Source organism: Bacillus cereus group sp. MG4 (genome assembly GCF_040460055.1).
GTDB classification, from domain to species: Bacteria; Bacillota; Bacilli; order Bacillales; family Bacillaceae_G; genus Bacillus_A; species Bacillus_A wiedmannii.
Genome location: NZ_JARVGZ010000002.1, coordinates 66,883 through 89,285, shown reverse-complemented (window position 1 = coordinate 89,285; position 22,403 = coordinate 66,883). Strand labels below are relative to the sequence as shown.

Below are 22,403 nucleotides of genomic sequence, written 5' to 3'. Positions count from 1 at the left end.
CTAGATCAGTAACCCTGTGACTAGGCCTTAAGGGGATAATATAAGATCCCACAAAGCAATTTGTTCTTTTTTAATCATATGCATCGCTTCTACACCACTTAAGATAGACACAGCCGTTTGGAATGATTTGAATCCCAACATAGAGTGTATCCGTCTTTTAATAAAACGATGATCTTGTTCCACAATGTTATTTAAATATTTGAGTTGTCTCGTTTGGATGCCTGCAGGCATCTTTTTTTCATTCTTCAGTTTTTCAATAGCGATTGGATAAGCTGGATTTTTGTCAACTGTAATCACACGAGGTTTAGAAGCATGAAGAGACTGCAGAGCTTTCTTGAAGAAACGCTTTGCAGCCTTATGATTTCTCGTTTTACTCAGATAAAAATCAACCGTGTTTCCTTCAGAATCAACGACGCGATATAAATACATCCACTGTCCTTTTACTTCTATACACGTTTCGTTAACCCTCCATGAATCGTTTGTTTGCTGTCGGATACGCTTATCCAACTCCAGCCCATATTGATGAACCCAACGCATAATGGTTGTATGGGCTAAGGATAATCCTCTTTCTTCCATCATTCCCAACAAATCGCGAAAGCTGAGGTTGTACCGCAGGTACCAACGTACAGTTAATAAAATGATATCTGGCTGATCATGTTTCCACTTGAATAGATTTTTCCTTTCCATACTGATCACACACCTTTTATAGAGTAATACTATCGGTATATTCAAGGTTTAGAGCTTACTTGCAAGTATCTTCGTTTATTTGCACCAGAGCCAAACTTTGCACAAGAACAAAAAAGTACTTTTTAAAAGTACTTTTTAAGAATGATGAAAATGTAAGCGTCAGCAGATGCCTGTATACTTACAACCGATGAAATATTTTTTCATTAATTTTGTTTTTTGGTAATTTTTTCTGGTTTTATACTATGCCACCATCTTTTAAACTATTAACTTCAAGGAAGGAGGATGCTAATATGTTTCCAATATAAAAATAAATAATAATGTTAAAATATCTGTTTAAATTAATATTCAATTTAAAAGGAGATGTGTAATGAAAAATTTTCTAAAAGTACTCATGGTATTAATCATGTTTAGCAATGCGTTCCCTCTGAACGTGATTAAAGCTGAAGATGAAGAAAAAACATATGGTATGGAATATATTACAAAAGTGGAACTTTTGGATAAGGATGGAAAAGAGAAAAAGGAATTTTCTATTCATGAAAGTATCACGGCAAAGTTTAAATGGAAGCTTCCGAATGGTAAGGATGTCAAAAAGAACGATAAAATGATTATACAAGTTCCTAAGGAATTAAAAGTACCGACGGGTATTCAGTTTGATGTGCGTACACCTACTGGTGCTGTTCAGGCTAACGCGATAACGAATTCAGACAATAATACAGTCACCTTAACTTTCACAGAAGAAGTACAAAAATCTAATGTACAGGGTGAGTTAAAGTTAACGTTAAAGTGGAATGAGAAAATAGTAAAGGCAGGAGAGCCAGTAAATGTTGTTTTCGCACAGAACACTATCGCTATCCCTGTTCGATTCGCACCGCCGCCGCCTCCTGGGCCACCTGGACCACCAGGAGAGCCAGCCCCCCCTCATGTAGCTCCATGGGATTGGGATATACAAAAGAGCGATGGAAAGGCAGATCCTAGGGATGAACAGATTATCAACTGGACTATCAAAATGAATGGAAAAATGACATCGATTAATAATGCGGTATTCACTGACTTTGTCGGGGAAAACCACGAATTAATTAAGGACTCTGTAAGTGTGATCAGGGGAAAATGGGGTTCTCAGGGTTGGATAATAGATGAGAAGAAGGTAGAGCCGGGTATTCAAATAAAAGACAGGGATAGCAAAGGTGAGCAGGCATTTAGCATTAGCCTTGGTAATTTAAATGAAGAGGGGGTTCAGGTAACCTATCAAACTAAAATATTAGATGGCTTTAAAGCTAAAAAATATCATAATAGAGCTCAACTGGAAGGAACGGAATTCTTTAAAGAAGAATCTAAAGTTTATGAAGCCAAATTTAGTGCAGGTGGAACTGGGAGCGGGGAACTTGGATCATTAAAAATTTTAAAAAGAGATGCAGATGACTCTATGAAATACTTAGGAGGGGCTGAATTTAAGCTAGTTGAAAAAGATACTAAAAAAGTTGTACAAGAAAATATAACTACGGATAAATATGGGAGTGTATTAGTTAAGGGTTTGAAATACAGAAAATACTTACTAACGGAAACAAAAGCACCTGAAGGATATGAACTAAATACAGAACCAAATGAGATTGAAATTTCCGAAAATAAAGGCGAAGCTATAGAGATTACAGTAGAAAACAAACCCAATCGAGGTTCTATGGAAATTACGAAAGTGGATGCCGCGGACGGAAATACTAAGCTTCCAAACGCAGAATTTACGATTTACAACGAGCAAGGTCAAAAAGTTGCAACAGGGAAAACTGATGAAAAAGGAATTGCCACATTTGAAAATCTTCCGTTTGGTAGGTACAAATACCGCGAAACGATTGCTCCGGAAGGTTACTTGATCAACGAGACTGAATTTACTTTTGAATTATCAAAAAATAGGAAAATCATCCAGCAAACAGTGGAAGATGAAAAGCTTCCTTCTATTAAAACAACAGCAACTGATAAGTATGACGGTACAAAAGAAATGCACGCAAATAAAACTGTAACGATCCAAGACAAAGTAGAGTACAAAGACCTATTAGTAGGTAAAGAGTACCTAGTTAAAGGTAAGTTAATGGATAAAGAAACGAATAAACCACTAGTTGTAGGTGGAAAAGAAGTAATAGCGGAAGCGAAACTTACACCTGAAAGACCAACTGGCTCTATCACATTAGACTTTACGTTTGATGCGACTGGTTTAGAAGAGAAAGAAGTAGTAGTATTTGAAGATTTAATTAAAGCAGGAAAAACAGTTACAACACATGCTGACATTAACGATGAAAGTCAAACAATTAAATTTGTGAAACCAGCTGTACAAACAACAGCGACAGACAAGGCGGATGGTACAAAAGAATTACACACAACTACATCTGTCACAATCCAAGATAATGTGAAATACGAAAACTTAGTTGTAGGTAAAGAGTACACGGTAAAAGGTAAGTTAATGGATAAAGCTACTAACCAGCCATTACTTGTAGATGGGAAAGAAGTAACAGCGGAAGCGAAACTTGTACCAACAGAAGCAAACGGTTTTATTCCGTTAGACTTCACATTTGATGCAACTGGTCTAGAAGAGAAAGAGGTAGTAGCGTTTGAGGATGTATGGTATGGCGATTTAAATGTTGCCACACATGCTGACATCGAAGATAAAGGTCAAACAGTGAAATTTGTGAAACCAGCCGTACAAACAACAGCGACAGACAAGGCGGATGGTACAAAAGAATTACACACGACTACATCTGTCACAATCCAAGACAATGTGACATACGAAAACTTAGTTGTAGGGAAAGAGTACACGGTAAAAGGGAAACTAATGGATAAAACTACGAACCAGCCATTACTTGTAGATGGGAAAGAAGTAACAGCGGAAGCGAAACTTGTACCAACAGAAGCAAACGGTTCTATTCCGTTAGACTTCACATTTGATGCGACTGGTTTAGAAGAAAAAGAAGTAGTAGCGTTTGAGGATGTATGGTATGGCGATTCAAATATTGCCACACATGCTGACATCGAAGATAAAGGTCAAACAGTGAAATTTGTGAAACCAGCCGTACAAACAACAGCGACAGACAAGGCGGATGGTACAAAAGAATTACACACGACTACATCTGTCACAATCCAAGACAATGTGACATACGAAAACTTGGTTGTAGGAAAAGAGTACACGGTAAAAGGAAAATTAATGGATAAAGCTACGAACCAGCCATTACTTGTAGATGGGAAAGAAGTAGTAAAGGAAGAGAAACTTGTACCAACAGAAGCAAACGGTTCTATTCTGTTAGAATTCACATTTGATGCAACTGGTTTAGAAGAGAAAGAAGTAGTCGTGTTTGAGGATGTATGGTATGGCGATTCAAATGTTGCCACACATGCTGACATCGAAGATAAAGGCCAAACAGTGAAATTTGTGAACCCAGCCGTACAAACAACAGCGACAGACAAGGCGGATGGTACAAAAGAATTACACACGACTACATCTGTCACAATCCAAGACAATGTGACATACGAAAACTTGGTTGTAGGAAAAGAGTACACGGTAAAAGGAAAATTAATGGATAAAGCTACGAACCAGCCATTACTTGTAGATGGGAAAGAAGTAGTAAAGGAAGAGAAACTTGTACCAACAGAAGCAAACGGTTCTATTCTGTTAGAATTCACATTTGATGCAACTGGTTTAGAAGAGAAAGAAGTAGTCGTGTTTGAGGATGTATGGTATGGCGATTCAAATGTTGCCACACATGCTGACATCGAAGATAAAGGCCAAACAGTGAAATTTGTGAACCCAGCCGTACAAACAACAGCGACAGACAAGGCGGATGGTTCTAAAGAATTACACACAACTACATCTGTCACAATCCAAGACAATGTGACATACGAAAACTTAGTTGTAGGGAAAGAGTACACGGTAAAAGGGAAACTCATGGATAAAGCTACGAACCAGCCATTACTTGTAGATGGGAAAGAAGTAACAGCGGAATCGAAACTTGTACCAACAGAAGCAAACGGTTTTATTCCGTTAGACTTCACATTTGATGCGACTGGTTTAGAAGAGAAAGAAGTAGTAGTGTTTGAAGACGTAGTATACGCTGATAGTGTAGTAGCGGCGCATGCTGATATCGAAGACAAGGGTCAAACAGTTCAATTTGTGAACCCAACAGTAAAAACAACAGCGACAAACAAAGCAGACGGTATAAAAGAAATGCACACAAATCAAACTGTAACGATCCAAGATAAAGTGGAATACACGGATCTAATTGTAGGGAGAGAATACACTGTAAAAGGTAAGTTAATGGATAAAGCTACAAATAAACCTCTAGTAGTTGGGGGTAAAGAAATAACAGCGGAAGCTACGTTTACTGCGGAGAAGAAAGACGGTTCGATTACACTAGACTTCACATTGGATGCTTCTGAACTACAAGGAAAAGAAGTAGTAGTATTTGAAGACGTAGTATACGCTGATAGTGTAGTAGCGACGCATGCTGATATCGAAGACAAGGGTCAAACAGTTCAATTTGTGAACCCAACAGTAAAAACAACAGCGACAAACAAAGCAGACGGTATAAAAGAAATGCACACAAATCAAACTGTAACGATCCAAGATAAAGTGGAATACACGGATCTAATTGTAGGGAGAGAATACACTGTAAAAGGTAAGTTAATGGATAAAGCTACAAATAAACCTCTAGTAGTTGGGGGTAAAGAAATAACAGCGGAAGCTACGTTTACTGCGGAGAAGAAAGACGGTTCGATTACACTAGACTTCACATTGGATGCTTCTGAACTACAAGGAAAAGAAGTAGTAGTATTTGAAGACGTAGTATACGCTGATAGTGTAGTAGCGACGCATGCTGACATCGAAGACAAAGATCAAACAATTCAATTTGTGAACCCAACAGTAAAAACAACAGCGACAAACAAAGCAGACGGTATAAAAGAAATGCACACAAATCAAACGGTAACGATCCAAGACAAAGTGGAATACACGGATCTAATTGTAGGGAAAGAATACACTGTAAAAGGTAAGTTAATGGATAAAGCTACAAACAAACCATTAACAGTTGATGACAAAGAAATAACAGCCGAAGCTACGTTTACTGCGGAGAAGAAAGATGGTTCTATTACACTAGACTTCACATTGGATGCTTCTGAACTACAAGGAAAAGAAGTAGTAGTATTTGAAGACCTATTATATGAGGGCTACATGGTAGCAGTTCATGCTGACATGGAAGATAAAGGTCAAACAGTGAAATTTGTGGACCCAGCCGTAAAAACAACAGCGACAAACAAAGCGGATGGTTCTAAAGGGCTAGATGCAAGTAAGCTTGTAACGATTCAAGATAAAGTGGAGTATACGGATCTAATTGTAGGGAAAGAATACACTGTCAAAGGTAAGTTAATGGATAAAGCTACAAATAAACCTCTATTAGTTGGGGGTAAAGAAGTAACAGCCGAAGCTAAGTTTACTACGGAGAAGAAAGACGGTTCCATTACACTAGACTTCACATTTGATGCTTCTGAACTACAAGGAAAAGAAGTAGTAGTATTTGAAGACTTATTATATGAGGGCAACATGGTAGCAGTTCACGCTGACATTAACGATGAAAGTCAAACAGTTAAGTTTAAAGTGAAGCCAGAACAACCAAAACATGAAATTGCACAAACTGGTGGTTCTGTTTCAAAACTTCCGCTGATTGGATTTGTATTACTTGCTGGTGCTTTCTTTGCACTAGTATTAGCAAGACGTAATAAAAAAAATAAAGAAAACTAAAATACAACTTTCAATTATTTATAAAGTAACTAGGAGCATAGTCATTCACCAGCCAACCATGGTGAATGACTATGCTTTATTTAATTTTCGATTCTGTTGAAAAATTTTCCAAGTGAAATTAAAATGTAAGAAAAATGATTCGAGGAGCATGATGCATGAAATATTTGTAACTACTCAGCCACCTATCATCAGACAAACGCGTCGGTATCGTATACGGAATATTGGAGAAGAGCTGTTACCATACTATAGATAGAAACATCTGAAATTATTTGATAAACAAAAATTATACACGTATGAAGAGTTGAAACACCGAGCGGTGTATTATTATTTTCCTCATTTGACAATTCATCGTTAATCCATGTATTCCATCAGCTTATTCTTTTTATTAAAAAATAGTAAAAACATCCAGTTTATTTGTGGAGATTATAAAAAATATATACTCAGGTTCCTTTCTAACAAAAGGAAACGACACAATGAATGCATTTCGATGTAATAAGACGAACGCGTCGAGTAACAACTGATAAGGATGTTTAAAGAGAACGGAGGGAATATCCGGGTAGAAAGGGTACAGGAAATAAAGAATATGTGCATGTTTAGGGAACATATTATAATTTTACGTACCGTATTGTTTATAAAAACAAAAAAAACTCAACCAAAGCTAACAAGGGTTGCGTCTTCCCTCCTTTCTCCGATACAATAGACATATAGGTTCTTTGCCCATCCCCCGACAAAAGGGATTAACAAAAAATCATATAGAATATGAAATATGAAATATGAAAGGTGACTCACTTTATGAATCAGCCTTTAGTGAATTTGCGAGTCGATTTTGCTTTCAAGCAATTATTTGGTGTACAAGGACAAGAGGAATTATTGATTTCTTTCTTAAATGCGATTTTACATGAATCCTTATCTACACCGATTGTATCTCTAAAAATTGAAGACCCACATTTGCATAAAGAATATGAAGAAGATAAATTATCCATACTAGATATATTAGCGACACTCCAAGATGAAACAAAAGTCAATATTGAAATTCAGTTGCGAAATACACAAGAGATTCTGAAACGTTCCTTGTACTATTGGAGTAAATTATATACATCTCAATTAGAGCAAGGTATGCCTTACCGCTCTTTGCGAAAAACCATTGCCATCAATCTATTAGACTTTAAGCTCTTTCCTCATTATGATGATATGCATACAGTCGGACAGTTTTGGAGCAGGCAGCAGAAGGAAGTGTTACTCGATGATTTAGAAATCCATTTCATTGAGATTCCTAAATTGTTACAACAATGGAGAGAAGAAAAAATTAATCCGTGGGAAAATGAATTCGCTCGTTGGTTACTCTTATTACCAGCGCATGAAGATGAACATTTAACCCACACGTTGGAGGACATCGCCATGAAACAAGACCCGATGTTACAAAAGGCAATCCACAAATGGGAAAATATGAGTCAGAGTAGTTCGTTCCGTCTCGCATATGAAGCACGAGAAAAAGTATTATTTGATGAACAAGCGAAATTAGCACATGCTCGTGAGGTTGGTATAGAAGAAGGTATGGAAAAAGGTATGGAAAAAGGGAAAATTCAACTGATTCAGGGTATGCATAAAAATGGCATGGATATAGAAGATATTGCAAAGTTTACGAATATGGATATGTCGGAAATACGCCATATGTTAGACCGTTAAGATGTATGGTGCACTTTTTCAAAGGGGCAGTTGTTCCTGCTGGACCTACTGGATCATCTAAACCAAAAGAACGAATCTTTATCGGTGGATAGAAAATTCAAAAAAATATAGTGGTAATGAATCTAGGGTGTGTCTAAAAACTGTTGTTCATTGTGTTAATCGAAAAATGGCAGCGATATACACAAAGGCTAAAAAAGAAGATGCCAGCTTATCATAACGTGTTGCGATTCTACGGAAATGCTTGATTTTATTGAAAAAACACTCCACTAAATGGCGTTCTTTATATAAATACCAATCCACATTCCAAGGAGCTTTCGCATTTGACCTGGGTGGAATGGTATAGGTTGCTTCATGATCGGTAATATAGTTACGAATCGTATGAGAACCATAGGCCTTGTCACCAAGAATATTGCTGCCCTTAATCGGTATTTCATCCAAAAGCTCGCAAACAGGAGTGCTATCAAAAATATTTCCGCCAGTCAAATGAAATAAAATGGGGTTGCCTAAACCATCAACAATTGCATGGATTTTGGTAGTTTTTCCACCGCGACTCATGCCAATATGCTGATGACACTCATGATTTACAGCCTTTTTTTTGCACCAGCACTATGTTGATGCGCTTTGATACTGGTTGAATCTATGCTGAGGTTTTCAAGATCCGGTTCAGCATTTAATTCTTGAAAAATAGTCAGTAAGACACCTTCATCACGCCATTTGCAGAAGCGAGCATACACGGTTTTCCATAATCCGTAATGGTCCGGCAAATCACGCCAGGGAGCGCCGCTCCTAGCTATCCATAAAATAGCATTGAACATTTCACGATTACTCCTTTTAGGCGGACGACCAGTAAAATACGGTGGGAAAAAGTCTTTGATTTGTTCCCATTGTTCATTTGTAAGTTCGTAGCGGCGTGGCGTCATAGAAAATACCCCTCTCTAAATGATTTGAGGTAATCCTATCATAGAAATAGTTTTTAGACACACCCTAGTTATGCTACACTCAGTATAACCGATACTGTACTACCTTTTACTCCCTCATTTGTATCATGAATGAGGGAGTTTTTCGTGTGTATCATGTTTTATATCTTTCGATCCATTGATTATTAATGTATAAAAAGAATAGTGATAATGGCTATCCTTTCTCCAGTGCAAGAGGTCCAATCGTTACATTGCTAAAGATAAACGAATACCATCTTAGTATGCCATAGAAAGAGATTATTTTTAATTCCGCATGAACGGTTAATCAGGCTCCTACCTCAAAATCCGGCGAATCTGAGGCAGTTCTTTGGAAAATCACTGCCCGTTCCTGCTTGATTATTTCACTTTATTTGCATTTTGATTCTTATACTCTGTGTAGCGCTTTAATGATAGATGAGAAAGGAATCCGGTTCTTTTTATAACCTCGTTTGTAGATATATTTTGTTCCAAACAGCGTAGAATATAAGTATTCCGCAAGTGTTGTGCTGAAATTCCTTTTCTCAGTTGCGCCCTGGCTACTTCTAATCGAATCATCTTTTGTACAGCAATGGCTGTTAGTGCTTTCGGAGCATTATTGTCATACACCCACCGAAATGTGCCTCGTTTAAAATCAAATGCGACCAATAAAGGATCCGTACTATGATATCTAGGACGAACGGGTTCAGGTATCGTTTTATAGTACGTAAATAAACGTATTTTATCCTCTTCCTGTAACATAACCCTTCTCTCTGTTCCCTTGTTATGTAAAACAGTAACCATGTTCTTTCCAAAGTGCACCTGTTGCATCTGTAACGATACGAGTTCTTGGAGTCTGTGTAGTAATGGAACAAGAACGGCAATAAGGTTTAATCACATTATCAAAAATGAAGATTTTTGATAACAATAAAAACAGTGTTAAATAAAGCTTGAATACGTTAATGCTGTGTTATCAAAACTATTATTATAATCAAATTAACAATAATAACCGTTTTTGATAAATTTAATAAATATTGGGTTTTTAATCAGCAAAATATTTATTTTTTTTGATAAAAAAACCTATTGTTAGCTACTTTGAAGTAAAAACGTAGGTTATTGCTGTTTCTGTTCTGTTACTACACAAACCCCAAATTTATGGAATCGCTTCGTCAAATATGCTGATAGAATTCTAGCATTCTTGGAACATCCAGACATTCCATTTGACAACAATCAAGCCGAACGGGATATTCGAATGACGAAGGTCAAACAGAAAGTGTCTGGGACTTTTCGAAGCAAGAAAGGCGCAGAATCTTTTTGTCAGATACGAAGCTATATGAGTACCATGAAAAAACAAAAACAATCTGTCTTACAAGCAATAGGCCAGGTTATAGAAACCGGAACGGTTCCTTGGAATCGCACAACTGAATAAGAGAAACTCTCTGTTGGATCTAGATTCTTTCTCTTATTGGAGTCTTTTCTTTTTCATGTTTTCGAATGAAAAACATGTATTTGGTATGCCCTTTTTCCTAATTAAGCTGAGTAGTTACGTAAATTTAACATTATTAATAGTAAAAAGGTCCATTGTATAAGACAAAATTGAAGTGTATTTTTTATATATTAAGTGTTATTATTTTAAAAGTTGTTAAAGGAGTACCATGATAAACAGAAGAAAATATGTTATAGATTTCATAGAAAGTATTAATGTTTAAATTAAAAGATCCAATTGATATGTTAAAATCAATCGGATTGAAAGTAGATTGATTATGTATATTTTACTTTTTATTGATTTAATTATGTTTATTAAAAATAATTAATAGTTAATGTGCTCAATACAAAGATTAAAAACTATTATTTTAAATGTATAAAAAATAGAGGTTTTTGTAGTAATGGAATAAAAATAAGGTTTAATTATATTTCAAAATATTTATTTTGTGATAATAAATTGTTTCTTGTTTTAAAAAATATAAGTTATTTCTGTTTTTATTTTATTACTACACAAATCTGAAATTTATTATTTATATATTAGAATTCAAATAATCGCGGATATAATTTTTATTTGTGTAGACAACTTTTATTTTATAAGAGAGGGGGATAAAATAGATGGAATTTTTAGATCCTATTTTCCAAATCGCAGATACTTTCTATACAAGTTGGGATACTTCTGAAAAGGTATATAATGCAGCAATGGCTGGTGCTGATGCTTGGGCATTATATGCTATTATTGCTGGAGCCGTTGGACCACTTGCAATTGGTGCTGGTGTAGTCGCGTATATGATTAAGAAAAAAATTAAAGGCTTTGCACGGGCGGCTGCTATAGCTTGGTAACCAATGAAACAGAAAGTCTATGATTATTATCATAGACTTTCTGTATTTTTATTTAGTGGAGGTTTGTATGGAGGTAATAAAGAGAATATTTGTTCTTGTTTTAATGCAGCATATTTTACATTTCCGCTGGATTATTAGTCGTTTTAATCCTTATGTAGTTTTAAGTTCCAAAAAAATCTTAAATACTATTATTACTGTCTCAATTTTGTTGAGCATTAGTTATTACTTTTTATTATCAATATTTATTTATTTATTTAAAATGAATGATATTAATATTTCTCTAAGTTTAATGGAAAAGCTATTTTGTTTATATTATCTATTAATGTTTTTTTATTTAATAGGAAATTCATTTAGGGAAGTATACATTCGATCATTTTTTTCTAATGATTATAAGTTGTTGAGGCTAAGGAATTTGGGTTCTTTTAGCATTCATTTTGCAAAGCTTGTGGATGCTTTTTTCTTGGAAATAATTATCTTAGTTATTCCTTTTCATATAGGAATGTATTTTTCAATAACTAGGGCTTTTAATCTGGAAATCCCATTGAGTTGGTTTTTGGGGATTTTTAGTATACCTATTTTAGCTCTTTTAGTTAGAATGATAACGATGATATTAATGTATATATTTGGGAATAAGACAGCGGATTGTTTTTCAATTTATACAAAGATTTTGTTTTTGGGTTTTCAACTTTTGTGTACTGGCGTTATATCTTTTACTATAGTTTCTTATATTAAAGATAGAAATATTTTAAATGCCTGGATAAATATATTAAGTACATCGAATTTTAATCCGTATTTTATATATTATTCTCATATAGTGATGATTATCATAATACTAGTTTTAAGCCTTATAATATTGAGTTTATTACATCGATATAAAGATCAATTAGAATTATACAAATTGAATAATAATGATCACTTTCTCCCGAATAAAGGAAAATATCTTAGTAAATTATTTATGTTGGAAAAAACATACTCTAAAGTGCGTAGTCTTATTTTAAAAGATTTGCTTTTATTAATTAGAGGAGAAAATTTATCATTAGGTTTTATTAAAGCCGGTCTTATTTCGTCATCTGCCTTTTTAGGAATATTAATTGCTCTTTCTCAAAATTTTTCAGCTAATAAACATCAAGGGCTTTTCATTTTACTGATTTTAATTCATCAAATGATTTTAGCAGCTTTGTTAACTATGGGGTTGGGAAAGATCTGTAGCTTAGATTTTGAGAGAAATTGGATTTTTGTCTACTATTCGAAATTGAAGAACCCTTATTTTATTTATTGGGCAAAAGGGTTACTACATTTTCTGATTTTATTTTCAGTTTTAATTTTGTCTACTATTCTACTGTCAATTTATTTAAATAGTTCTTACTTAGGTTCAATTGTTTTATTTATTAGTGCATTTTGTATTTGTTTAACTGGAACTTTGAGTTTTTTAATTGGAAGTGTATGTTTTCCTAATTTCACTTGGGAAAGTAAAGATCAAATTAATACGTCATTTTTAGGTCATGTAACTGAGAATATATTTATTCGTTCCTATGAAATGATAAATATTAGTTTTATTGGAGTAAAAGTTGTCTTTCTATTTGCTGAAAAGATTACTTTGTCTATATTTTTACTTTCATTTTTAAAAATCATTGCGATTACAACAGTAATTTGGTGTTTAATTATTTTCTTAATTTTAAAAGCACCTTTATGGAAGGGATGGAAAGTTAAGTGTTAATTGTAAATAAGTTAACACATCAGTATGCAAATACAGATGTGAAAGCATTAGATTCAATTTCATTTTCATTAAAACAAGGGGAAATTGTTGGCTTATTGGGACATAATGGAGCAGGTAAAACCACTCTATTGGAATGTTTAAGTAGCCTTCAAAAATCACCTAGAAATGTTATTACCGTAGATAATGTTAACTTATATAAATATCATCATATAAGTTATATACCTAATGATTTATATGTATATAACATGTTAACTGTATTAGAAACTTTTATTTTTATGGGACGGTTACATTCATTAAGTACTAAAAAAATATTAGAAATAGTGAATCCTCTGTTAGAATCTTTTTCTTTATTAGATAAAAAAGATGAATATGTTAAAAATCTATCTTATGGTATGAAGCAAAAAGTATCTTTAATATTAGGGGTTCTTGATTCACCTAATTATTTATTGCTTGATGAGCCAATGAATGGGTATGATGCTTTGGCAACTAAAACCACAAAAGAATTTTTGGTTCATTTAGCAAAAGATAAATCAACTGGAATTTTATTATCTTCACATCGTTTAGATATTGTAGAAGATATTTGTGATCGAGTTATTATTATAAATCAAGGCGCTTTGATTTATGAAGGAGCAATCTCTACTTTAAAGAATAGTAATTCTTTTGAAGAAGCATTAATAAATATTACTACAGGTGAAAACATTAATGGAACTATTTAATATAAAAAAACTAAACAGTAGATGGTTTGTTAAAAATACTATTTATAAGCTTTTTTCATTATCTTTAATATTGTATATAATTTCATTTTTTATAGGTTTTAGTCTATCTGAGAGTATCGGAATTAAAATAGATAAGCAAATAGCTGTGCCTCACAGTTTTTTGTATTATATAGATCATAATTTAAAAAGCGCGATGTATTTAGGTAGTGGTATATTATCATTTTCACTAACTACAATTTGGTATTTATTTATAAATGGTTGTTTCTTAGGGGTGACGTTTGCTGGAATTAGTTCTATTCATTCATATGGATTTGCTTTAGGTAGTATATTAACTCATGGTGTTTTTGAAATTCCAGCAATTAATTTGATAGGTGCAGTTGGTCTATATCCTCTTTATTTTATTTACTCCATATTAAAAAACAAAAAAGTTCTTTTCATAGTGCATATAAAAAATATAATTTCAATGATTATATTTTCGCTGTTTTTGTTTGTGATCGCGGGTATTTTAGAGGCATACATTTCTCCTATGATTATTGAATGGATGAATAAATAGGATGAAATATAGAATTATATTAAAGGAGAATTTTTGTAAATATGATGAATTTTATTAATATATTTTTTTCACCTAAACAAGTATTTGAGAAAAGGTTAACAGAAAGCAATGCTTTGTTGCCTCTTCTTTTTATAAGTTGTTTTTCGGTTATTTTATCTGTATGTACAGTTTTGACTGTAGGTGAAAAGGTTTTACTAAAAAATAACATGGAGTATGTAAAAACAATTGTTTTGGCTTTTGCGGTAGTAGCAGGTATATTTTCACCATTAATGGGTGTTTTAATTAATTCTATTATTAATTATATTGCTTTAATAGTGAATGACATTCATATTGAATTTAGAAAATTAATGATTATTGGTTTTTATGCCTATATGCCTGTATTATTAGAAGTTTTATTAAAATTAATAGTATCACTATATTTAAAAGAAAGTATCCAATATTCTCCGACATCATTAGGGATGTTTTTATCAAATCAAAACTCTGTATTGTCAGGATTCGTGAATAGCTTTAGTGGTTGTATAATATGGAGCGTAGCTATTTATATTATTGGAGTGTTAGTTTTAGCTGAAGAGCAGAATATAAAAGCTAAAAGAAAAATTGTTACGATACTTATTTGTACCAATTTGATTTTGACTATAATTACATCTTTAATATTTTCACCATTTATTTAACATGTTTGATTCCAACAAAATTTACTACTGAAAGGAGACATACTATGCAATCAAATATCATTCCCCATCCAAACAAGAAAAAGTGGATTATTATCGGGGCTATTGCACTAATTGTTATTGTAGCAGCAGTTAATATTTTTATTATGCAAGGTAAGAAGAAGGGCGCATCAACAACGGCTGATGCTGTAAGTTTTGAGAAAGTGACAGAGCGTAAGCTGAATAATACGAAGTTAATTTCTGGTCAGGTGAAGCCTGGTAATATTGAAAGTTTTTATGCAGATCCGGCCAAAGGAAAAGTGAAAGATATTGAGGTAAAAGAGGGACAAGAGGTAGAGAAAGGTACGAAGTTATTCTCTTATGATAATGAAGAGATTAATCTTCAAATGAAGCAAGCTGAGCTCGATCAGAAGATGGCAGATATGCGTTATGATCAAGGGAAAAAGAAGATTGATTCGCTCAAGAAAGAAATTAAGAAGGTGAAAGATAGCGGAGCTGGGAAAGAAGTAACAGATCCGATGGAAGAGCAAGTAAGTGAGTTAGAAATGGCACAAAAGACAACTGACCTTGAGAAAGAAAAAGGGAAGTTACAAAAAGAAGAGTTAAGTAAAAAACAGAAAGAACTTACGATTTATAGTAATTTCACTGGTGTTGTACAGAAGTTAGATAAGGATGCAGCGCAAAGTTCATCTCAGGCATTAGGTGGTCAAGGGAAAGCATTTTTACAAGTTGCTTCTAAAGACCCGTTCCAAGTTCAAGGGACTTTAACAGAGCTTCAAAAGTCACAAATTCAAAAAGATCAAACGTTCACTGTAACTGCGAAAGCAAATAATAAGAAGAAGTGGACAGGTAAGATTACGGAAGTAAGTGAATTCCCAACGAGTGCAGAGATGGCTCAAGCTGCTGGTGAGGGAACTCAAAATATGTCTCAATATACATATAAAGCAAGTCTTGATAGCCAAGATGGTTTATCTCCAGGTTATCACGTTTCTCTGCAAGTAAATTTAGAGAATAAGACGATGATTGCTGTTCCAAGTAAGAGCATTGTAGAAAAAGACGAAGATGCATTTGTTTATATCGAAGAGAAAGGAAAGCTTCGTAAACAAAATGTGAAAAAAGGTGCTACTGATGGAGACTGGACAGAGATTGTTGAAGGCGCAACAGTGGGGCAAAAGGTGGTTAAAAATCCTTCCGACAACGTGTATGACGGAATGGAAGTGAAAGAGAAATGATTACGTTAAATAATATTTCTAAAACATATTATCAAGGGAAATTGGCAGTGCCGATTTTACATGGTATTAGTTTAACAATTCAGAGCGGTGAGTTTGTTTCGATTATGGGACCGTCTGGTTCTGGTAAGTCAACGCTTATGAATATTATCGGTTGTTTAGATCGTCCGACAGAGGGCGAATATATGCTGAATGATGTGAATATCTTAACTGCAGATGAGTCAAAGCTTGCTTTAATTCGTAATGAATATATCGGCTTTGTGTTCCAGCATTTCAATTTACTGCCTCGTCTTTCGGCGGTGGAAAATGTTGAGCTTCCGCTCGTATATGGTGGCGTGAAGAAAGCAGAGCGTCGTCAAAGAGCTCTGGAAGCACTTGGTAAAGTTGGTTTGTCAGACAGAGTTCATCATTTACCGAATGAGTTATCAGGTGGACAGAAGCAGCGTGTCGCTATTGCGAGGTCGATTGCGAATAATCCAACGTTCATTATGGCCGATGAGCCGACAGGTGCACTTGATACGAAGTCTGGTGAACAAGTTATGGATATCTTTACGAATCTCAACGCAGAAGGTACGACAATTGTTATGGTTACGCATGAGGAAGAGGTAGCCGCATATTCTTCTCGTCGTATTGTACTAAGGGATGGGAAAATTACAGAAGATAGAAGGTGTGCAGTATGAGTTTACTAGATAGTATAAAAATTGCCTTATCGTCTATTTTAGCTCATAAACTACGCTCGGCTTTGACGATGCTTGGGATTATTATCGGTGTAGGCTCTATTATTACCGTCGTTGCGATTGGGCAAGGTGGGGAAGCTGCATTGAAATCTCAATTTATTGGGTCAGGTAATCAAACGGTTCCGATTCATTATAGTGCCGATATGAATGATCCTTTTGGTATGGGGATGGTAGAAGCACCGAAAATAACTGAAGAAGATATTTTTGAAATTAAAAAAATTCCAGAAATCTCACATGTTGTAACAACAAATTCGAGTATGGAACCACTTGATATTGAAGATAAAGTAGAAATGGTGAGTATTACTGGATTAGACAGTGAGTATTTTTCAGTAAATAAAGTAAAGTTGTTAAAGGGACGTTCTTTACAAGAATCAGATGTGGATCAAGGTAATAACGTTGTTATGATTAGTAAACACATGGAAGAAAAGGTATGTAAGGATGCCAATCCAGTCGGTAAAATTATTGAAATGAAGGGTCAACCGATGCAAATTATTGGTGTCTATAAATCAGATAACGAGTTTATGGGAATGGGATCATCAGAAGCACTCATTCCAATTTCATTATGGCCGACACTGTATGGAAAAGATGAAATTCAAAATATTTCTGTTCAAGCAAAAAATGTAGATAACTTAGAAAAAGCAGGTAAAAAAGCTGCAGATGTCTTAAACAGTCGTAAACCGAGTGATGCAGCTGGTAAATACGAAGTTATGAATTTAAAAGAACTTCAAGAAGGTATTTCAAAAATGACCGGTATTATGACAATGATCATTGGCGGCATCGCGGGCATTTCACTAGTCGTTGGTGGTATTGGTGTTATGAACATTATGCTCGTATCCGTAACAGAACGTACGCGCGAAATTGGAGTACGTAAAGCACTTGGAGCGACTCGTAGTAAAATTTTATTACAATTTTTAATTGAAGCAGTTATGTTAACGCTTCTAGGTGGTTTAATCGGAATTGGTCTTGGGTATGGCGGGGCATATATCGTTTCCACATTTGCGAAGTGGCCACCGCTCGTTTCATGGGAAGTTGTCGTTGGAGGAGTGCTATTCTCTATGACACTTGGTATTGTTTTTGGATTAATTCCAGCAAACAAAGCGGCGAAATTAGATCCAATCGAAGCATTACGTTATGAGTAATTAATAGTGTAGTAGAACTACATATTACGGTTCTAGTGGGCGGTTCGTAGCCTCTTGCATGAGGGAACCGCCCGTTAGAACGGGTTATATAAATAGAAGGAGGCGTTATAATGGAAGCGAATTTGAATACGCAAAAGGTTGAAGGAGAGAAGTCGTCATTGTTTGGAATGATTACTTCTCCGTGCTTACAGTTTGAGAGAATGAAGACGAGTAATGCTGTATGGGGTGCGTTTTGGATACTTGTTTTATTAGGAGCAGTTGTTGGTGGACTTGCTGCTTATGTAGGCTCCTTAACCCCAGAAGCCATTAAGCTTAATAAGGAGTTAGGTTTTGACGTTCCACCTGCAGTGACGTTTGGTATGGGTGCATTATTTTGTGCTATTGGTATGGCGGTAGGTTTCTTTATTAGCGCAGCAGTGTATAAAGTATTCATGATGTTTATGAGCAATGATACTTCTTATAAGAAATTATTAACAATTATTGTGTACTCAAACATTATTTCATTACTTGGTTTATTAATAAATACAGCTTTAGCATTTGTTTTAGGCGGATCAGGAAAAGAAATGTATACTGGTTTAGGACCAATTTTCACTTCAAGTGGTGGTGTTGTAAAAGGTATTGTAAGTAAATTTGAAGTATTTACAATTTGGGGATTTGTAATTACGTGGTTAGGTCTTCAAATTACAGCTGGTTTAAGTAAAAAGAAAGCAACAATTCTTATGGTTGTCTTCTTCATCTTAACTATTGGATTGGGTGCGTTACAAGGAATGTTCCAATAATAATAAAATAAAAAAGGTGGCTCTTCCTTAATCTGTAGGGTTCTGGTGCCAAACAAGTATTTCCATTATTGATGCTTCAAAAAAGTTGTATCAGAAAAAGATTATCAAAAATTCAGCGACTCCTGTTAAAACAAAACCATGTTTATGTTCGTTACTGTATGCTAGATGGTTTGTAAACAACCACATGAATTTATTATGTAGTATTTATATAATACCAGTTCTGAATGGATCATTAAGAGTTTACATACACATAACTGTGAAGAAAGGGCTATCTGGTGCTCTATGTTCTTCATCCATGATATTTTTATTCATTAACAAAATTATATGTTAGTAATTGTTTATCATTTCATCTAACTTGTCCTATACGTAAGACAAGTTAAGGTTAGTTTTAAGCTATAGTTCATGTTAGACTAAAATTACCTAAAGAACACTTACCCTCTAAAAATTGCAAATAAAAACTTCACCTTCTTCAAATGGTGAAGTTTTTGTTTTGTGGAGATTCGTCCTGTCCCCGCGAGTTATGACGAATAAAACGTTTGTTTAAAGGCAGAGATACGTATATAAATGGTATGTGTTTACTATACCAACGTTTGAACGTCAAGGGGATTACCTTGACGCTTGTTACGTCTTCGTCAAATTCTGCAAAATCCCGAGCAAATCGAGTATTGTTCTCCGCTACATGTTACATCTACCTATTAGTGAGAACCTATTTTTTCTATGTATGATCTAACAAATAATTTATCATTTATTTGCACCAGAAAATTAGCTTATATTTTTAAATTGTTCGCTACTATCTTTAGCTCCTTTTGGAATGAGTAGACCAATTATCCCGCCAAGTATAGCTAGTAACAACCAGCCCATCCCTTCTGTATAAAGAGGAATTTTCTGCATAAACTTCAGTAAAGAATCATTAGCAAGACCTGCGCTTTCTAAGCCTTGTACAATACTAACAAGTAAAGATCCCATTACCGCTCCCACATATACCGCTTGCTTTCCTCCTATTAATGAATCTAAAAATGCTAAAATAATGAGTACGACTGCTACTGGGTACATGATAACGAGAACGGGTACAGAAATTTTAATTAGAGTAGATAAACCAAGATTTGATACGGAAAAGCTAAACAAACAAATAATAAAAACAATTTTAGAGTAGGAAAAATTCGGTAGTAACACTGCGAAAAATTTACCGCAAGCAGAGACAAGCCCAATTGATGTTGTTAAACAAGCAAATAAAATCGCAATTCCTAATAAAAACAGGCCAGTATCCCCAAATAAATGCTGTACAGCCGCAGCCAATAGCGCTGCACCATTATCAAATTTGCCAAGTTCTATTGAAGTAGCTCCGATATAAGCAAGAGACAGGTATATACCAGTTAATCCAATTGCCGCGATACAACCAGCAATTATGGTAGATTTTGCAATGGCTGTTCGACTTTTTATACCTTTTTCTTTGATTGCGTTAATTATAATACCTCCTAACACAAAAGCTCCGAGAGCGTCCATCGTAAGAAATCCTTTAGTGAATCCCTTAAAAAAAGCAGCTTCCTCGTATCCTTGACTAGGTGTTGATAGAGGTCCAATTGGTGTGATGATGGCTTTAACAACAATAACTCCAATAATTAGCAATAAAACTGGTGTCATATATTTTCCAATTATATCGACTAATTTAGAAGGGTTCAGTGATAAGTAAAATGTGATACTAAAATATAGTAAAGTAAATAGAAATAATACATCCCATCTTCCTTGTATACCTTCATTTAACCAAGGTGACATTGCCATTTCATAGGAAACTATTCCTGTACGAGGAACTGCAAAAAAAGGACCAATGGCTAAGTAAATAATAAGTGGAATAATAACTGCACATGCGGGATGAATTCTACTAGTAAGTTTACCTATATCTCCATCAAAAAGTGAAATAGCTGCAATAGCCAGTAATGAAAGACCAACACCACTAGCAATAAAGCCAAGACTCGCAATCCAAATGTTTGTTCCTGACATTTGTCCTAATTCTGGTGGTAAAATCATATTTCCTGCACCGAAAAATGTAGCAAATAGCATGAGTCCAATTGGAATCGTTCCCTTAAATGATAAGGATTTTTTCATAAGATGCCTCCTATTTCGAATAATGTCGAATTTTATTTGTTATGTACCTCATAATAGCATGAAAATCAGAAAGGAAGCACTTTTCTAACAAGGTAAATACTACCAAGCCGCTAATTCTGCTGCAAATTTTTCTGACTAAGGTTACACTCTAGAAAAAAGAGCGAGGAGACGGTTCGGTTTCGTTTATATAGAGCATGAATCGTTTCGATTCCTTTCAAGGTACGTGAAGCATGGCGAAGACTTTGCAACAGAACCAAGAAAACCTATGTAAACTGCAGGAGTAAATTTCTTAAATTTCTGAATTTTCTATTCCTATTTGTTTTCTATCGTGATATGATGTTTCCAACCCTTATACATGACACGATTTGACAAGTTTCGCAAATAGAGGAGAAAAGGGAGGAATACAAATATGAAACGGTATAAAGTAATCAGTGCCACAGCTCTAGCCACAATGTTAGTAACAGGCTCATCCACATTCGCATTTGCTGCAGAAAAAGAAATGGGCACGCAACAAGTACAAGCATCTCATGTGTTTTCATCAAACTTTATTGAACAAACGCAAAATCTAGATGCTATTCCTATGAATAATCTAGATAAGGCGGTTCAAGCAGCTTTGTTAGGGCCTGAAATTAAAAAATTAAAAGTATTTGATCATGAATTCAATGTAAAACCAGCTTATATTTCTAAAATGGGCAATCAAACTGTGGTGAATGGTCAAATTTCGCATCACCTGAGTTTTCGTTTAGATGATCAAGTATATTATAGATTTGTAAAAGAAAATGGAGAAATCAAAAATTTAGAAATTAAAATTGATCGTGGTGGATGGACGAAAATTACTGCACCTATCGGTGCTATTATTGCTCAATATTTTGGTATTCCGATTACGCCTAATCTCCTATCTCAAATCGGACAACAATTAGGAGCTCTAACGGATGGAAAATGGGAATACGCTTCTGAAGCGATTGTTACCGCAATTGGTTTATATGTAGAATAAAAGGTACATACCATTCGGGGTTCTGTTGCAAAGTTTCTTAACAGATAAAAATCAAGTTTTCCCCCTTCGGAACTCCCAGTACAATATAGTGTTTTTATTAAAAGGTACTTTTCACAATGGACTTTTTTCAAATGTTTGTTTTTGTATTTTCATGGTATAGTTACATTCGTTAATTCCTTAAAGTTGCTGTACAACGGCATCGCTAAATATTGATCAAGATGTTTAGCGATGTAATAAAATGAGTGATTAGGTAAAGTAGTAACAACCTATGTTTCTGTTGTATTCTTCCACCCATAAATCCCTACGTCCGCACGACTGTTGTCGAATCAAACAATTATTGTAACTACTCAGCTTCCTCACGGAGG

At 34.6% G+C, this 22,403-nt stretch carries 16 protein-coding genes and 4 pseudogenes; 15 read left to right on the top strand and 5 right to left on the bottom strand.

Translation table 11 applies throughout. The features are described 5' to 3' along the window. Positions 1-27 precede the first annotated feature (27 nt). A complete protein-coding gene (locus tag QCI41_RS29080; RefSeq protein ID WP_353838971.1) occupies positions 28-687 on the bottom strand; it encodes an IS6 family transposase in 660 nt (219 codons plus the stop codon). Positions 688-1,054: 367 nt separating this feature from the next. On the opposite strand from QCI41_RS29080, the pseudogene QCI41_RS30790 reads away from it, so the two are divergent. The 4 genes and pseudogenes from QCI41_RS30790 to QCI41_RS29065 all read left to right on the top strand — a co-directional run. After that, positions 1,055-2,614: pseudogene (locus QCI41_RS30790) on the top strand (SpaA isopeptide-forming pilin-related protein); the annotation flags it as partial. Continuing rightward, positions 2,612-5,881, top strand: a pseudogene (locus QCI41_RS29070) (VaFE repeat-containing surface-anchored protein); the annotation flags it as partial. The pseudogenes QCI41_RS30790 and QCI41_RS29070, both read left to right, overlap by 3 nt. A 12-nt stretch (positions 5,882-5,893) precedes the next feature. Next, entirely contained in the window at positions 5,894-6,460 is a 567-nt protein-coding gene (locus QCI41_RS30785) for a VaFE repeat-containing surface-anchored protein (protein WP_483299555.1), read from the top strand. A gap of 792 nt (positions 6,461-7,252) precedes the next feature. Next, positions 7,253-8,146 (top strand): Rpn family recombination-promoting nuclease/putative transposase, encoded by an 894-nt coding sequence (locus QCI41_RS29065; protein WP_353838972.1) that lies wholly within the window; start codon positions 7,253-7,255, stop codon positions 8,144-8,146. Between the two features lie 147 nt (positions 8,147-8,293). On the opposite strand, the gene QCI41_RS29060 is transcribed toward QCI41_RS29065, so the two are convergent. Both QCI41_RS29060 and QCI41_RS29055 read right to left on the bottom strand, forming a co-directional pair. Then, a protein-coding gene (locus tag QCI41_RS29060) for an IS5 family transposase (RefSeq protein ID WP_483299041.1) occupies positions 8,294-9,066 on the bottom strand; the annotation gives its coding sequence in 2 pieces (ribosomal slippage) (positions 8,294-8,736 and positions 8,736-9,066; 774 coding nt in all). A gap of 393 nt (positions 9,067-9,459) precedes the next feature. Then, a complete protein-coding gene (locus QCI41_RS29055) occupies positions 9,460-9,963 on the bottom strand; it encodes a tyrosine-type recombinase/integrase (RefSeq protein ID WP_483299074.1) in 504 nt (167 codons plus the stop codon). A gap of 256 nt (positions 9,964-10,219) precedes the next feature. Between QCI41_RS29055 and QCI41_RS29050 the strand changes: the two are divergent. The 10 genes and pseudogenes from QCI41_RS29050 to yknW form a co-directional block, all read left to right on the top strand. Beyond that, positions 10,220-10,507, top strand: a pseudogene (locus tag QCI41_RS29050) (IS66 family transposase); the annotation flags it as partial. Between the two features lie 671 nt (positions 10,508-11,178). Then, positions 11,179-11,403 (top strand): uberolysin/carnocyclin family circular bacteriocin, encoded by a 225-nt coding sequence (locus QCI41_RS29045; RefSeq protein ID WP_353838973.1) that lies wholly within the window; start codon positions 11,179-11,181, stop codon positions 11,401-11,403. 67 nt (positions 11,404-11,470) lie between these two features. Then, a complete protein-coding gene (locus QCI41_RS29040) occupies positions 11,471-13,120 on the top strand; it encodes a hypothetical protein (protein WP_353838974.1) in 1,650 nt (549 codons plus the stop codon). Next, complete coding sequence (locus tag QCI41_RS29035) at positions 13,114-13,836, top strand: ABC transporter ATP-binding protein (RefSeq protein ID WP_353838975.1); 723 nt, start codon at positions 13,114-13,116, stop codon at positions 13,834-13,836. Before QCI41_RS29040 ends, QCI41_RS29035 begins: the two co-directional genes overlap by 7 nt. Then, positions 13,823-14,389 carry a stage II sporulation protein M gene (locus tag QCI41_RS29030; protein WP_353838976.1) on the top strand — a complete coding sequence of 189 codons (567 nt, stop codon included), beginning with the start codon at positions 13,823-13,825 and terminating at the stop codon, positions 14,387-14,389. The genes QCI41_RS29035 and QCI41_RS29030 overlap by 14 nt, the downstream gene beginning before the upstream one ends. 41 nt (positions 14,390-14,430) lie before the next feature. Next, positions 14,431-15,060 (top strand): YIP1 family protein, encoded by a 630-nt coding sequence (locus QCI41_RS29025; protein WP_353838977.1) that lies wholly within the window; start codon positions 14,431-14,433, stop codon positions 15,058-15,060. A gap of 44 nt (positions 15,061-15,104) precedes the next feature. Further along, positions 15,105-16,289, top strand: a complete 1,185-nt coding sequence (locus QCI41_RS29020) for an efflux RND transporter periplasmic adaptor subunit (protein WP_353838978.1) — start codon at positions 15,105-15,107, stop codon at positions 16,287-16,289. Next, a complete protein-coding gene (locus QCI41_RS29015; RefSeq protein ID WP_353839254.1) occupies positions 16,286-16,966 on the top strand; it encodes an ABC transporter ATP-binding protein in 681 nt (226 codons plus the stop codon). Before QCI41_RS29020 ends, QCI41_RS29015 begins: the two co-directional genes overlap by 4 nt. Continuing rightward, entirely contained in the window at positions 16,963-18,162 is a 1,200-nt protein-coding gene (locus tag QCI41_RS29010) for an ABC transporter permease (RefSeq protein ID WP_353838899.1), read from the top strand. Before QCI41_RS29015 ends, QCI41_RS29010 begins: the two co-directional genes overlap by 4 nt. A 110-nt stretch (positions 18,163-18,272) precedes the next feature. After that, positions 18,273-18,941 carry a YknW family membrane protein gene (gene yknW, locus QCI41_RS29005; protein WP_353838900.1) on the top strand — a complete coding sequence of 223 codons (669 nt, stop codon included), beginning with the start codon at positions 18,273-18,275 and terminating at the stop codon, positions 18,939-18,941. A gap of 762 nt (positions 18,942-19,703) precedes the next feature. Here the strand turns inward: yknW and brnQ are convergent. Further along, positions 19,704-21,044 (bottom strand): branched-chain amino acid transport system II carrier protein, encoded by a 1,341-nt coding sequence (gene brnQ / locus QCI41_RS29000; protein WP_353838901.1) that lies wholly within the window; start codon positions 21,042-21,044, stop codon positions 19,704-19,706. Positions 21,045-21,154: 110 nt separating this feature from the next. Then, positions 21,155-21,289 (bottom strand): annotated as a pseudogene (locus QCI41_RS28995) (IS6 family transposase); the annotation flags it as partial. A gap of 164 nt (positions 21,290-21,453) precedes the next feature. On the opposite strand from QCI41_RS28995, the gene QCI41_RS28990 reads away from it, so the two are divergent. Next, complete coding sequence (locus tag QCI41_RS28990) at positions 21,454-22,038, top strand: methyltransferase (RefSeq protein WP_353838902.1); 585 nt, start codon at positions 21,454-21,456, stop codon at positions 22,036-22,038. Positions 22,039-22,403 lie beyond the last annotated feature (365 nt).